The organism is Providencia sp. UF-224 (genome assembly GCF_058245955.1).
This window is the reverse complement of the sequence record NZ_JBSICC010000049.1, coordinates 1-13,870: the sequence shown is the minus strand read 5'-3', so window position 1 is coordinate 13,870 and position 13,870 is coordinate 1. Positions and strand designations below refer to the sequence as shown.

At 42.6% G+C, this 13,870-nt stretch carries 16 protein-coding genes and 1 pseudogene; all 17 read left to right on the top strand.

The window, feature by feature from the left end; all coding sequences use genetic code 11:
* Window positions 1-732, top strand: a 732-nt coding sequence (gene traF / locus AC4IFO_RS21880; protein WP_490737576.1) for a type-F conjugative transfer system pilin assembly protein TraF, incomplete at its 5' end; no start/stop codon positions are given.
* Window positions 733-744: 12 nt separating this feature from the next.
* Complete coding sequence (locus AC4IFO_RS21875) at window positions 745-1,143, top strand: hypothetical protein (protein ID WP_371007751.1); 399 nt, start codon at window positions 745-747, stop codon at window positions 1,141-1,143.
* Window positions 1,144-1,177: 34 nt separating this feature from the next.
* A complete protein-coding gene (locus AC4IFO_RS21870; protein WP_371007752.1) occupies window positions 1,178-1,465 on the top strand; it encodes a hypothetical protein in 288 nt (95 codons plus the stop codon).
* Window positions 1,462-2,001 (top strand): type-F conjugative transfer system pilin assembly thiol-disulfide isomerase TrbB, encoded by a 540-nt coding sequence (gene trbB, locus AC4IFO_RS21865; protein WP_371007753.1) that lies wholly within the window; start codon window positions 1,462-1,464, stop codon window positions 1,999-2,001. Before AC4IFO_RS21870 ends, trbB begins: the two co-directional genes overlap by 4 nt.
* A gap of 80 nt (window positions 2,002-2,081) precedes the next feature.
* Window positions 2,082-2,360, top strand: coding sequence for a type II toxin-antitoxin system RelE/ParE family toxin (locus AC4IFO_RS21860; protein ID WP_371007754.1), 279 nt, complete (start codon window positions 2,082-2,084; stop codon window positions 2,358-2,360).
* Window positions 2,360-2,674, top strand: coding sequence for a HigA family addiction module antitoxin (locus AC4IFO_RS21855; RefSeq protein ID WP_371007755.1), 315 nt, complete (start codon window positions 2,360-2,362; stop codon window positions 2,672-2,674). Before AC4IFO_RS21860 ends, AC4IFO_RS21855 begins: the two co-directional genes overlap by 1 nt.
* Window positions 2,675-2,997: 323 nt before the next feature.
* A pseudogene (locus tag AC4IFO_RS21850) lies at window positions 2,998-4,004 on the top strand (RNA-guided endonuclease InsQ/TnpB family protein); the annotation flags it as partial.
* 278 nt (window positions 4,005-4,282) lie between these two features.
* Window positions 4,283-4,564, top strand: coding sequence for a CopG family ribbon-helix-helix protein (locus tag AC4IFO_RS21845; protein ID WP_371007756.1), 282 nt, complete (start codon window positions 4,283-4,285; stop codon window positions 4,562-4,564).
* Window positions 4,564-4,842, top strand: coding sequence for a type II toxin-antitoxin system RelE/ParE family toxin (locus tag AC4IFO_RS21840; RefSeq protein WP_371007757.1), 279 nt, complete (start codon window positions 4,564-4,566; stop codon window positions 4,840-4,842). Before AC4IFO_RS21845 ends, AC4IFO_RS21840 begins: the two co-directional genes overlap by 1 nt.
* Window positions 4,843-5,199: 357 nt before the next feature.
* Complete coding sequence (gene traH / locus AC4IFO_RS21835) at window positions 5,200-6,591, top strand: conjugal transfer pilus assembly protein TraH (RefSeq protein WP_371007758.1); 1,392 nt, start codon at window positions 5,200-5,202, stop codon at window positions 6,589-6,591.
* 5 nt (window positions 6,592-6,596) lie between these two features.
* Window positions 6,597-9,467 (top strand): conjugal transfer mating-pair stabilization protein TraG, encoded by a 2,871-nt coding sequence (gene traG / locus AC4IFO_RS21830; protein WP_490737571.1) that lies wholly within the window; start codon window positions 6,597-6,599, stop codon window positions 9,465-9,467.
* An 11-nt stretch (window positions 9,468-9,478) separates the two neighbouring features.
* Window positions 9,479-10,165, top strand: coding sequence for a hypothetical protein (locus AC4IFO_RS21825; protein ID WP_371007760.1), 687 nt, complete (start codon window positions 9,479-9,481; stop codon window positions 10,163-10,165).
* A complete protein-coding gene (locus AC4IFO_RS21820) occupies window positions 10,149-10,544 on the top strand; it encodes a Rap1a family protein (protein WP_371007761.1) in 396 nt (131 codons plus the stop codon). The genes AC4IFO_RS21825 and AC4IFO_RS21820 overlap by 17 nt, the downstream gene beginning before the upstream one ends.
* Window positions 10,545-10,643: 99 nt before the next feature.
* Complete coding sequence (locus tag AC4IFO_RS21815) at window positions 10,644-10,850, top strand: TraR/DksA C4-type zinc finger protein (RefSeq protein WP_371007762.1); 207 nt, start codon at window positions 10,644-10,646, stop codon at window positions 10,848-10,850.
* 58 nt (window positions 10,851-10,908) lie between these two features.
* A complete protein-coding gene (locus AC4IFO_RS21810; protein ID WP_371007763.1) occupies window positions 10,909-11,301 on the top strand; it encodes a hypothetical protein in 393 nt (130 codons plus the stop codon).
* 72 nt (window positions 11,302-11,373) lie between these two features.
* Window positions 11,374-13,596 (top strand): type IV conjugative transfer system coupling protein TraD, encoded by a 2,223-nt coding sequence (gene traD / locus AC4IFO_RS21805; RefSeq protein WP_490737567.1) that lies wholly within the window; start codon window positions 11,374-11,376, stop codon window positions 13,594-13,596.
* Window positions 13,596-13,870: relaxase domain-containing protein (locus tag AC4IFO_RS21800; protein ID WP_490737566.1), on the top strand; the 275-nt coding region annotated here is incomplete at its 3' end. The genes traD and AC4IFO_RS21800, both read left to right, overlap by 1 nt.

The following is a 13,870-nucleotide window of genomic DNA, read 5'->3' as shown; positions in this document are numbered from 1 at the left end:
GCCAACCATGGCGAACAAGCAGAAACACGAACGTATGTGGATGAACCTATCGTTGGTTGGCACTGGTATAACGAGCCGCAACCGGAAGACGAAGAGGATCCGCCAGAGCCAGAGCAAATCCCACTTTCTACGTTGTCACCCACGCTGCAAAAAAAGGTGATGCAAAAGTTAACGGCAGAAGCGTTAGACACGGCGATTATGCAGCCAACCCCTGAGAATGCCGCGAAATTTATGGCACTCCAGCGGTATTGGCTTAATCAATCTGGAAAGTTTGAGCGCTCCGTCCAAAAAGCACTTCTGCTACAACCCGCACTCGATTACAACTTGGAACATTCCTTTTATAACAGCACGGTGCCTCAGCAGCTTTCGACATTACGCAATAAAGAAAAACAGGCCATTTCGCAGTTAGCGTCACAGTATGGATTGTTTTTCTTTTATCGAGGCGGTGAGCCGTTGGATAACCAGTTAGCGAGTGTGGTGGCACAGTTTGCTGAACAGCATGGCGTGGTGCTGATTCCGATATCGGTGGATGGTCAGCGCAGTCAGCAATTACGGAACACCAAGCCAGACAACGGACAAGTGGCGAAAATGCAAATCACCCATTTTCCCGCCCTGTTCTTGGTTGACCCAAAAAACGAATCTTACCAGCCGTTGGCCTACGGTTTTATGACACAAGATGCGCTAGAACGTCGCTTTTTAGATATAGCGACCGATTTTACCCCGAACTATTAAGGGAGAAGCAGAATGAAAAAATATCAAAAAATACGCAGTTCACGCTTGTTTCAGGTGAATGAACATGGTTTTTTATCCGAGTCATCAGCGGTGGTGAATATTTTGGCCAATATAAAGCAATATTTTCCAGCCATCACTCAGCTCATTTGGTCAAGCTATCGTGCGGATAATGAAATCCATGAGTTAGTGATTGCTCATCCTTTGGGGAGATTTGTTCTGACCATGGAAAGTGGATTTGGGCCCACGATTTTTCCACGTATTAGCCAAGAAGATTGGGATCTTCAACATAAACAAGTTGAATTCGTTGATGGTGTTGATATTTTTCATTTTATCTGTCAATTGTTGCATGAGTACCAATTAGATTTAGTCACTCGCCAAAATAATGGGCTTTATTTCCAATCAACGAACTAGCCTGTTCAATTCTTTTTATTATTGAGTCTATCTTATGGAAAAAACGTTAAAAGCTCGATTAATCGAGAATGCGTTATTGTATGTCGGCATTGCGCTCATGATAGCGGCCGTGGTGTTTTGGGGCTTGATTGACGTGTTACTGAAGGTGCGTAAAGCCAGTATCACTGACGATTTACTGTTAACCCTTCAATGGGTACAAGATATGGGCACGGTCTTTATCTTTGCCGTGGGGGCTGCGGTGGGTCTAGCTGGCTTTTTCTATGCGGCTGTGCGTGCCTGGCAAGCCTTTCACGGCGGAGAAAATAAGGAAAAGCACCTATGAGAGCGTTACTTTATTCCTTTTTGCTGTTTAGTCTCAGTGTGGCTCAGGCGAGTGTGATGGATGAAATTGCTGCGTTAGAGTCCCATAAATCGGAGGAGAACGCCCAGTCCAACATTAGCACTGAAACGTCCAAGCCTGAAACCGTTATTCCCGCTAAGCCGCCAGTGAAACCGTATTCGTTACCCAATGGCAAAGTGGTGAATTTAAATGATTATACGTTGGTGCTCTTTATGCAGTCGAGCTGCCCGTATTGCCATCAATTTGACCCACAACTTGCGTTGTTATCTGCGCAAACGGGATTAAGTGTGTTTCCGTATACTCTCGATGGGAAAGGAGATATGGCGTATCCGAACGCTATTCCCGCCCCGCCTGAGGTCGTGCAGTCTTTTTTTGGGGCTGGGTTACAAGTCATCACGCCCACTGTTTTCTTGGTGGAAGTCAATACATTAAGAACCTATCCTCTTTTGCAAGGACTGACCGATATGCAAGATGTGATGAACCGCATTCATAACAATTTAATGGTTGCTGTGGAATAAATGAGGGGAATATTGATGTATGTTGCATGTCGTGTAATATCAATGTAATATATTACACATGGTGTAATGTGGTGTATTCAATGATTAAATCGTTTAAACATAAAGGGTTAAAACAACTCTTTGAAAAGGGAATAACATCTGGTGTTCCGGCTCAAGATGCTGAGCGGATCAACGACCGTTTACAAGCAATAGATACCGCTAACGATATTCGTGAATTAGATCGCCAAATTTACAAATTGCATCCACTGAAAGGTGACAGAGAAGGTTATTGGTCAATTACAGTGCGGGCGAATTGGCGCATAACTTTTCAATTCGTCAATGGTGATGCTTACATCTTAAATTATGAGGATTATCACTAATGAGACAGTTTAAAGTATCTCACCCAGGTGAAATTATTGCACGGGATTTGGCTGACATGGGGATCAGTGGTCGACGTTTTGCATTAAATATTGGCGTGACTCCAGCAACCGTTTCCCGTTTTTTATCAGGGAAAACGGCATTGACTCCAGCGCTGGCAATCCGTATTGCCGCTGCATTAGGAAGTACGCCTGAATTTTGGTTACGTTTACAGAGTGCTTATGATTTACGTCAATTAGAAAACCAAATTGATACGTCTGATATTATTCTGTATGAAGAGACGTCTGATAGCGCTGAAGGGATGTCCAAACATTAGGGCGGTTGCGTGACATTATTTATGGCGCTCATCAGTTCACCGGCGGTGATATTGGTGTGTACCGATATCAGTTGGGATGGATTGCTTTTTCTCGCTATCTATACCGGTTTGAGTGCATAGGTCACTCAAATCCTAAATAACGATGCTCAACAAAAGTGAATGAACAGATGGATAGATGGTATTTATTGTATTGCAAAACAGGGCAAGATTTACCAAGAAGCGCCGTAAAACCTCGTCCTTTAGGGCAGGGATATAAGGCGTTCCACTGATCTTCTACCTAATAGTTTCTTGAATTTCACATAACACAGAGCAAAATGTAAAATATGAAACGCGCATATAAATACCGATTTTATCCAACACCCGATCAGGTTGAGCTATTAGCTCAAACGTTCGGCTGTGTGCGTTTCGTCTATAATTCCATCTTGCGCTGGCGCACTGATGCGTACTATGACAGACAAGAGAAGATCGGCTATACGCAAACTAGCGCACGACTAACCGCTCTCAAAAAAGAGCCAGATTTCGCATGGCTAAATGACGTTTCTAGCGTCCCACTACAGCAAGCACTACGCCACCAACAAGCCGCTTTTTCTAACTTCTTCGCGGGTCGGGCAAAATACCCCACTTTCAAAAATAAGCATCATAAACAGGCGGCTACGTTGACCGATGCTGCGTTTAAATATCGTGACGGCAAGTTGTACATGGCAAAGAGCAAAACGCCTTTAGACGTGCGTTGGTCGCGCCCTTTGCCGTCCGTGCCGTCGACTGTCACCGTGTCCAAAGATTCAGCGGGACGCTACTTCATTTCGTGCCTCTGCGAGTTTGAACCTATATCACTGCCGATCATCGCTAAAACGGTCGGCATTGATGTTGGTTTAACAGATTTGTTCGTTACCGATACCGGATTCAAAACAGGCAATCCTCGCCACACGGCTAAATATGCGAAGCGATTAGCCCTGTTACAGCGCCGTTTGAGCAAGAAAAAAAAGGCTCAAAGAACCGCATTAAAGTCCGCGCTAAAGTCGCCCGCATCCACGCGAAAATTGCTGATTGCCGACTGGATAACTTGCACAAGCTATCCCGCAAACTGATTAACGAAAACCAAGTTGTTTGCGTCGAATCACTGAAAGTGAAGAACATGATCCGCAATCCGAAACTATCCAAAACGATAGCAGACGCGAGTTGGGGTGAATTTGTTCGCCAGCTTGTATACAAGGGCGAATGTTCGGGACGATCTGTGGTCACAATTGATCAGTTTTTCCCGTCCACAAAACGCTGTAGTAGTTGCGGCTATATCATGCCAAAAATGGCGCTTAACGTTCGTTCATGGATCTGCCCTGAATGTGGGGCTAACCATGACCGCGATGTAAACGCCGCGAAGAATATCAAAGCGGTCGGGCTGACCGCGTTAGCTTGTGGAGAGTCTGTAAATCCTAAGGCCGCTTAATGTGGTTTAGGTTTGACTCCGTGAAACAAGAATCCCCTTCTTTTAGGGAGGGGAGTGTCAAAAAAATAAGTCTGTCACTACGCATATCTGCATGTTGGCTTGATTGATTTTAAAATAATCACTATGATTAATTGGAAATCACAATTGTGTATAAGGGGGAATAAATGAAAAACAATTCGGTACAAAATACGACAAAAGTGCTAACAGCGCATGTGCCCTTAGTGATGGCAGATAAGGTCGATGAAATTGCTGCTCGCCTTGAACGTTCCCGAGGGTGGGTCATGAAACAAGCGCTTTCAATGTGGATAGCTCAAGAAGAGATGCGTGACACGTTGACACGAGAAGCGTTATCAGATGTTGAATCTGGCCGCGTTATTGATAATCAGGCGGTGCAAGATTGGGCTGCGAGTTTAAGTTCTGACCAGCCATTACCAGTGCCACGTTAATGGAATTAAAGTGGACAAGCAAAGCATTATCCGATCTCTCACGGGTGTATGATTTTTTAGCATTCTCAAACCCAACCGCTGCAGCGCGCATTGTGCAAACATTGACACAAGCCCCCATGTTATTGTTGGCAAAAAATCCCCGTATGGGTGAACAATTATTTCAGTTTATGCCTCATGAGGTTCGTCGAATGGTTGTGACGGATTATGAGATCCGTTACGAGATTATTGATTCGGTAATCTATATTTTGCGGATATGGCATACCCGAGAAGACCGATGATAAAACCGTTTAATATTTTCACTAGACCAAATGATTGGAGCGATTAGGTGGAGCATTTTCAATGGTCATGATTCCATTCTCTTTTACGTATTAAAATTCAACATTATTCATTAGCCCATAACCCAATATATCGTGACAGGCTCATTGTTCAATGAGCCTGCCAATAAATCCGTAGCTATACCTATTCAATCTCACTTTTCTTTTTAATGCCAACACGTAATCACGTTGCGGGTGATGGCACTCAATAAGGTTTACCTAAAATGAATGATCTAATTACCCCTATTCCTGACAGGAATAAGGCGATAAACCCTGCCTGTGTGATGTGTCAAAATGTTGATATTCAATGCGGAGGCTCCAATGCGTAAAGGACTCATCGCCGTCATGTGTTCGGCGTTATTCAGTCACACGGTGGCAGTTGCCAATGTGAATGGCGACATGAATAACTTTTTCAATAAACTGGGGTTTGAGGGGAATGCGACCGAAGCGCGTGCCTGGGAAGGGCAAGCCGCAGGCTATGCCACGGGCGGCAACTTGTTTATTCGCAATCAAGTCAAACAGTTGCAAATTGCCTCATTTACCCCGCCAAATATCAATGCGGGGTGTGGCGGAATTGATGCGTATTTGGGGTCGTTCTCTTATATCAATGGTGAGCAGCTTCAGCAGTTTGTAAAACAGTTAATGCAAAACTCCACCGGTTATTTCTTTGATTTGGCGTTGCAAACCACGGTGCCCGAACTGAAATCCGCCAAAGACTTCTTACAAGGTATGATTTCCGGTATTAACAGTATGAATATTTCTTCCTGCCAAGCGGCACAAGGTATTGTGGGCGGTTTATGGCCAACCAATACCGTCCAGTCGCAAAAAATCTGCCAAGATATTGCAGGGCAAACCCATATGTTTGCGGACTGGGCAGCGTCTCGTCAAGGTTGTACCGTCGGGGGGAAAATGAATGATGCATTTAACCGTGCCCCTGAAAACATGAAAGACCAAGTCATCCAAAACAAAAATCTGATGTGGGAAGTTCTTAACAGTAACAAAATGTTAGATGGCGATAACGAGCTCAAAGAGCTAATTATGAACCTCACTGGCACGTTGATTTTTGGCAAAGACAATGGCGATGTAACCACGACTGTTCCCAAAGTGAACCGTCAGGAGTTAATTAAAGCATTGATGTACGGCGGCACTATCAGTATTGAAGGGTGTGTCTCGGTCAATGGTTGTCTCCAGCTGAAGAAAAAAACCATTACCATCAGTAAAGACAATGGTTTGAATTCATTGGTCAAAAAAATCATTCAACAAATTCAAGGTAAGTTGAAAGATGACATCGCCTTAACCCTTGGGGAGAAAGGATTTATCCAAAGTACGTCGGTGCCTATTTTGAAATATTTAGTAGACCCGATGCAACTCAATATCAATGTGTCCATCTTGCCCGCACTGTCCGATTACATTGCGTATGACATTTTACTTCAGTACCTGCTTGAGCTGATTGACCAAGCCAAAATAGCCTTGGGAAACCGTAACTTTCCCGAACAACCGCTGGATGTTTTGCGTAAAAATGTCGCCGAGGCCAGCCGTCAATTGGAAGACTTACAACGTCAGGTTGAAGTGAAAGCCAATGTGTTGATGGAAATGGAACGGCAAATGAGTTACTTGCGTCAGCAGACGTCCAGTCAACTCCAAGAGCGTTACCAGCGTAATTATCATTTCAATATGTTTACCCCAGAACAAAAATCAAATCAGGGAGGGTGATGGAGATGGCATCTATCGATACAGTGTATGTCTTAGGCGGTGGCGAATACATGATGCAGGTCTTCAATGGCGTCGCGGCGATTGTGGGTTCTTCATCGTGGGAATCCATGTTCCGCATTGCGTTGTTGATTTCTGCATCCTCATTTTTTGTGGTATATCTACGCGGGCATGACCCGAAGGAGGTCATCAAGTTTGCCGCTTACATTATTTTGGTTTCCAGTGTACTCCTTGGGCCTAAGCGTTCCGTGCAAATCATTGACCGAACTGACCCACTCGGGGTTTATTTAGTCGATAACGTCCCGCTCGGGTTAGCGGCCCCTGCCCATATGATTAGTTCGATTGGTACGAGTTTAACGGAGCTGTATGAGTCCATTTTCCATATGCCAGACTCTTTAAGTTACAGTAAAACGGGCATGTTATTTGGGGCAAACTTGGTGGGAAATGTCAGTGATATCATGTCGACGGACGGCGATATTGCCGAATTAATGAGTCTGTACACCAAAAATTGCGTCATCGGGGATATCTTAATTAATCACAAATATTCCTTTCAAGACCTGATGAATACCCGAGACCCGTATCTTCTTATTTTCCAAAAACCGAGTCCTTTGCGGGGCGTCATGGTGCCTGAGGGAAATAAAAAAGCAAAACCCGCCGGGTTTTGGACATGTGAAACGTTGGCTAAGAATGTGTTGATGCCCGCGATAGGTGTCGATACGGAAACGGGTGGAGAAACGTGGGTGTATACGGTTAAACGTATTTTTGGCGGTCGTCCTGATGCGAATGTGTTGTTTACCGCCATGCTTGGGGACAGTTACAATTATTACTACTCAGGCAGCGAAACTGCCAGTCAGCTCATGCGAAACTCTGTGGTCATGAATGCACTTAAACACGGTATTACTGGATACAGTGCACAAAGTGGCGATACCGCCAGTTTAGTCAACTTAGCATCCACGTCATCGTATAATAAGATGCGACTCTCGTGGGCGACATCGACAACGGTGGGAACCTCATTTACCCCATTGTTGTATACCATTTTGTTTTCGTTAATTGTGGCGTTGTTCCCCATTTTTATACTGCTGATGACGGTTCATGCGTTGACGACGCGCATGTTATTTAACTACATCATGTCAATTATTTATCTGCAATCTTGGGCGCCAATGTTCGCCATACTCAACCACGCAACGAGTTTTTACTTGCGGGGGCAAACTAATGAACTGGATTTTAACCTAGCGAACCAGGCGCATATTCAGCAAATCCACAGTGATATCGGATTAATTGCGGGTTGGCTAACGTTGTCTATTCCGTTTATTGCCATGGCGATAGTGAAAGGGTTAGGTCCTGCCGTCGCACAGGCAGGAAATTATCTCGGCACGGCCATTAACAGTTCGGCATCAGCAAGTTCATCACAAGCTGCGGATGGAACGTGGGCGTTTAATAATATGCAGACCGATAATGTGGCAGGCAATAAGTGGGATACCAACTCGAGTTTCCGGGATGGCCAAATGTCTCGCCAGCTCTCAAGTGGTGCAACGAACACGATGACCAGTGGTGGTCAAGAAATCATGGATACCAGTGGGGCAATGTCACGTTTGCCCGTTTCTATTAAAGGCAGTGAGGCCATGGTGAGTTCGTTGCAGCAAAGTGCGAGAAATGCACAAACAAGAGCAGCGTCATCAATGAGCGCTTTTCAAAGTTCGGTCAATGTGGCAACCAATCAATTGGCGCAATTTAGTAAAAACTTTGGTAACAGTGCGACTGTGTCCTCCATGACAGATTCAGGGCTAAGTAGCAATCAGAGTGAAGGTTACAGAAAAATCAAGAATGCGGTGGATTCAGTTGCTAAAATGGAAAATAGTTCACAAGAAGAAGCGTTATCAAAACTTATAAGTAACAATTTTGATAAGTCTAAAACTATCGGTGCTAAAGCTGAAGGTGGCTTTTCTATTGCTGGCATAGGTGGCGGCGGATATGTTGACGTTAATTCAAGGGATACTGATAGTAAGCAAACGGGTACACAAGAGCGAGATGCAAGACATCAAGATGCACGTAATGAGCAAAGCGCACAAGCTACAAAAGATTTTAATGAAGGGGTCGAACTACTCAATAGCAGTAAAATATCAGATGGGACAAACCGTCACGATAATGAAGCCAGTTCAGAAATCAGCCAGCTCAGCGCAACGCTGAATACAGCTAAAAATCAATATGAGCAGTATTCACACAGCACGACGGAGAGCCAAGAGTACAGTGATATGGCCAGCTATGTGACGAATAACAGTGCGCAAATTGACAGTAATTTAGACCAAGAGTTTGCCAGCTATGTCCGTCAAGCCGTGCCAAATCGTGCTGATGCGATATTAAGTAATACGAGTGATTTGTCGATTGCAAGAGAACGTGAAGCGTTGGCAAAAGATTTTATTAATGACCGATTACTTCCAAATGTTAAAAATGATTACGCGCAAAATCGGGCGAGTGTCGTTGCGATGGATAAAACGGCATCAGCAGGAAATATCCCATCAGGAGAAAGTTTAGTGGCTGAATATGATGGTCATGTGCAGAATATTAATACGCTCAGTCAGAATGCGGGAATAAAACATGACACTGCTCATAAAGTCACCGAAAAAGAAAAGGAATATCAAGATAAAATTGGTACAGTAAAAGGAAAAATAAATGAAGGTTCAGTGGAAATTCAACAACGCCATGATGAACTCAAATTAAATCACCAAGAAAGAATACAAGAACATGAAGTTAAAATGGAAAAAGAAAAAGAAAAACAAATGGATGCTGGAATGATCACGGATACTCGGCGAGTAGAAAAAACACCAGACACTAATGGACTTATGAGCCCAGAAAAGTATTATAAAAAGAATAGCGACTAATTGGAGGAAAGATGATAAATCTTAGAGGATTGATTATATCTATTCACTGTCTAATGTTTTTTATTAGTATTATTATGTTTATTTATAATGCAAAAGTAGCAAGTATTAATGATGGAAATCGTTTTTTAATTACTATTATGTTGATTTTTATTTCTTTAGGGTATACCTATAGATACTATAGGTCATTTAAATTTGAAGGCGTAACTATTACTAGGTATTTAAATATAATGGCTTTGCTTTTGCTAGCGGGACTAGTGATATATAGTGTAATGGTTAGTGAGCGAAGACAAGAGTCACAAATTATATGTTATTTAATATTAACATCTAATATAATATTATTCCTTTTTTTGCTTTTGTTGAAAAACAGTAAAGTTAAATCAATAACTAAGTGGAGTAGTAGTTATAGAATTTTATTTTCAGATGCAGCTATGCGTACTGTTAATAATTTTGAAAACAATAGGTGTAATTATTTAAATGAGACTAATCTATCTGTTATCGAAAGCGTCAATTTATTTGATAATATGAGTAATCAAATTGAAAGCCATAATATTCATGGCTATCCTGCCAGTTCAAACAATAACCTTAATGTAGATAATATGTCGCTTATCAACCCTGCGTCAGGGATGCAAATGATAGATAATATTTTTGATTCACATGGAAACGTATACGGTACATATGATTATGACAGAATGGTTTAGTAATAAAATTATTTATCTTTTTTTTATATTCATGACATTTAACTCATACTCAAGTAGTTCTTGGACAGTTGGAAGTTATACTGAGCTTAAAAAATATGAAAATAAAGAAAGAGAATCGTTATTAATATCAACATATTTTGATGGGTTATTGGATGGAATTCTCTTTACGGGGGGAGCCTTAAAAATTGCCAATGGTGAAAAGGAAGTAACTATTCAGAAAATAAAGAATTTTTACTGCCCACCTCCTGGTTTTTTATTCAACCGGAATATACTACAAGAGTATGTAAATGAATATTTAAATATAAATAATGTTAATGATGATGAACCCATAGCTGTTGTAGCGTTATTGGCATTAAAAGAAAAATTTCCTTGTAATTAACTAACTAATATTCCTAACGCACTTCGTTTGTTAACAGTCTATTCCCCTAAATAATAAATTTTTCAGGGGAATAGACCGTCTCGTCTCAAGAGGTTTCCAATGGCGGATGAAATTGATGTCTCTCAAGCTGAGAGCGAGTTTTTGCTGTCTTTAAGATTGAGTCAACGTGCTAAATATCAAGGCCAAAGTGCAAAAGTTTGTGTCGAGTGCGGCGAGAATATTCCGCTTGCACGCCGAATCGCCTTACCAGGCGTACAACATTGTGTTAATTGTATCGAGCGCCAAGAATATTCTAGATTAAGATAATCAATATTTTGAATTAACCCTACCTATGTTTTATATCGAATACTAATTTGAGGTTATTATGAATAAATCAACACTTAATAAAGTGGGGATCGCTTTGTCATTATTTTTATTTTCTTATGCATCTTTCTCTTCAACATTAAAAAATGATGATACATATATCCCAAAATATACCGACTTTATTTTAGAGTGCGGTGATTATATTGTCGGTGAAAAGCATCCCAATAATACAACTGAACAAAAGCTACCCATTTATTTAAGTTACCACCAAGTCTCGGAGTCGACGGGTCGTCAAATAACAGAAGAACTGATGAAATTAAAACGTTTTTTACCGAAATTGAATTTACCCGCTTCTCTGAATGGTCGTGATCGTGAATATGCGATTACATTTTGTGCCGTTGTGACACATGATAAAATAAAAGCGTTAGAAAAATCACTCAGTATTAAAAAATAACCCCTTTCTTCTATCTCATATTTAGGGTGCTAGCTTCCCTATATTCTCTTTATTTGACAGAGTGATCTTATTATGAGTTCAACCAAGCATATTACACAGGGTGGACAAGTCTTTAGCTATATGCTCGGCATGTTCATGCAGGTCAATAAACGGATTTCGTTTTGGCTCGTTAATTTTTATTTAATTCTATTACCCTTAATTTTTTATTTAAAAGTCCCTCTACAAGAAATTAAAAATGGCGGGCTGTATTGGTGGCTGTATTTCACGTCAGCAGGCGAGAAAGCCTTATATCGAGTTCCGCCTCTTTACGATGTGCATTTTGATGGCCAACTCTTTCGGTTTACGTCGGCCAATATTTTAAAAGATCCCTACATGATGTACGCAGGCGACATCTTTCTGCAAGAACTGTGGCTCTCCTTTGTATGGGCTTCCGTGTTTGTCGGCATTCTGGCCTTTGTTATTTACCGTTTTTTGCATCGTCTAGGTCAGCGTCAAGCCAAAGACGATGTGATTGGAGGACGGACATTAACTGAAGATATTAAGCTCGTCCGTAATATGCTCCATGCACGCCGTGAGGCCTCCCCGATTACCTTTGATGGGCTTCCGTTGAAACTCAGCAGTGAAGTGCAAAACATGTTGATGCACGGTACACCAGGGTCAGGAAAATCCAATGCGATGAATAAGCTGCTTATTCAATTACGTCAGCGGGGCGATATGGTGATTGTATTCGATAAGGGCTGTTCTCTGGTCAAAAAGCACTATAACGAAAACATCGATAAATTGCTTAATCCATTAGACGAACGTTGTGAAAATTGGGATTTATGGCGGGAATGTCTCACAACACCCGATTTTGACAGCATGGCGAATACGCTTATTCCCCAAAGTACGTCGGAAGATCCCTTTTGGACAGGCTCGGCGCGCACTATCTTTACCGCCGTGTCGGCTAAACTCGGCTCTGATGATAAACGCAGTTATAACAAGTTATTGCGGACTTTATTGGCCATTGACCTTAAAACGTTACGTGCGTATGTAGCGGGGACGGAAGCCAGTAACTTGATGGAAGAGAAGGTGGAAAAAACTGCCATATCTATTCGGGGTGTTCTGACCAACTATGTTAAAGCGCTGCGCTACCTACAAGGAATTGAACGTAATGGCAAACCACCATTTGCTATTCGTGAATGGATGAAAGCCGTCAATGAACCAAAAAAACGTCACGGCTGGTTGTGGATCACCAGTAATGCTCGTCAACATGAATCTCTAAAACCGTTAATTTCCATGTGGTTAGCACAGGCAGCCAACTGTTTGCTGGAGATGGGGGAAAATCCGGAGCGCCGCGTCTGGTTTATCTACGATGAATTAGCCTCACTGCACAAACTCCCTGAATTACCGCAAGTGTTGTCTGAAGCCCGTAAGTTTGGCGGATGTTTCACACTTGGCTTTCAGAATAAACCGCAGTTGGACTATACCTACGGCCGAGATTATGCCGATGCGATGATGGATTTACTCAATACCCGTTTTTTCTTTCGTTCACCGGATGAAAATGTGGCGAAGTGGGTACGTGACCAGCTCGGGCAAGAACGGATCAAGCGCTTCAGTGAGCAATACAGTTACGGGAAAGAGACGGTACGTGATGGGGTTTCATTTAATAAACAGCAAGAAGACAGCGACTTAGTTAACTACTCCGATGTGCAATCGCTACCCGATTTGACGTGTTATATCACGTTACCGGGGCAATATCCCGTCGTTAAACATGCGATGAGCTATGAAAAAATCAAACCCGTTGCGGCTGAGTTCACGGCTCGTGCGATTAATGACAGCTTAGACCAAGAAATTGAAGCTGAAATTAATGAGCGGTTAAAAATGGGCGCTATCCCTGATGGCGTCAATCAGGTCATTGATATCTTGATTAGCGGTCAGCCGATTGAATTGCCTGTTGAGGCCATACCCAATAATACCGTTACAGATGTTTCTCAACTTCAGCCTATCGTTCAACCAACACCGATTTCAACGGCGCAAGTAACCAGACAGATAGCAACAGGATCCACATCATCCAACAATCCACCGGAAAGCCAAGGGGGACGGGAAGTGGTTATTGATAGTCTCAAGGTGAATGCGGAAACAGGTGAAGTTTTGGGGCCAGTTTTTGAACCAGAAAAAAACCCACAAGACCTGTATGACAGCTATACACGCATGCGGCAGGAAGAAAAGGAAATCTTGGGTGCTCCCCATGCAAGCCATTCAAATTCTTCACCAGATTTAGATCGCGAACATGATAACGGTTGGGGGAAATGGTAATGCTGACGGTTGCACCGATTGCCAATAATGCGGCAAATTATTATACCCATGAAGACAATTATTATTTCCTCGGCAACCTTGAAGCGCGTTGGATGGGCGAAGGCGCTAAATCACTGGGGTTAGAAGGCGAAGTCACCAAAGACCAACTGGGGGAGATCCTTGAGGGGCGTTTACCCAATGGCCAAAGTCTTGAACGTATGGAAAACGGTAAAAACGTCCACCGTGAAGGGCATGATTTAACGTTTTCCGCCCCTAAAAGCGTGTCGGTACTCGG

Bases quoted from the DNA above. Each gene is read 5' to 3' on its own strand.
- AC4IFO_RS21815 (WP_371007762.1), top strand. From the start codon at position 10,644: ATGGCGGATGAAATTGATGTCTCTCAAGCTGAGAGCGAGTTTTTGCTG.
- AC4IFO_RS21810 (WP_371007763.1), top strand. From the start codon at position 10,909: ATGAATAAATCAACACTTAATAAAGTGGGGATCGCTTTGTCATTATTT.
- traD (WP_490737567.1), top strand. From the start codon at position 11,374: ATGAGTTCAACCAAGCATATTACACAGGGTGGACAAGTCTTTAGCTAT.
- AC4IFO_RS21845 (WP_371007756.1), top strand. From the start codon at position 4,283: ATGAAAAACAATTCGGTACAAAATACGACAAAAGTGCTAACAGCGCAT.
- AC4IFO_RS21855 (WP_371007755.1), top strand. From the start codon at position 2,360: ATGAGACAGTTTAAAGTATCTCACCCAGGTGAAATTATTGCACGGGAT.
- traH (WP_371007758.1), top strand. From the start codon at position 5,200: ATGCGTAAAGGACTCATCGCCGTCATGTGTTCGGCGTTATTCAGTCAC.
- AC4IFO_RS21820 (WP_371007761.1), top strand. From the start codon at position 10,149: ATGACAGAATGGTTTAGTAATAAAATTATTTATCTTTTTTTTATATTC.
- trbB (WP_371007753.1), top strand. From the start codon at position 1,462: ATGAGAGCGTTACTTTATTCCTTTTTGCTGTTTAGTCTCAGTGTGGCT.
- AC4IFO_RS21840 (WP_371007757.1), top strand. From the start codon at position 4,564: ATGGAATTAAAGTGGACAAGCAAAGCATTATCCGATCTCTCACGGGTG.
- AC4IFO_RS21870 (WP_371007752.1), top strand. From the start codon at position 1,178: ATGGAAAAAACGTTAAAAGCTCGATTAATCGAGAATGCGTTATTGTAT.
- AC4IFO_RS21825 (WP_371007760.1), top strand. From the start codon at position 9,479: ATGATAAATCTTAGAGGATTGATTATATCTATTCACTGTCTAATGTTT.
- AC4IFO_RS21860 (WP_371007754.1), top strand. From the start codon at position 2,082: ATGATTAAATCGTTTAAACATAAAGGGTTAAAACAACTCTTTGAAAAG.
- AC4IFO_RS21875 (WP_371007751.1), top strand. From the start codon at position 745: ATGAAAAAATATCAAAAAATACGCAGTTCACGCTTGTTTCAGGTGAAT.
- traG (WP_490737571.1), top strand. From the start codon at position 6,597: ATGGCATCTATCGATACAGTGTATGTCTTAGGCGGTGGCGAATACATG.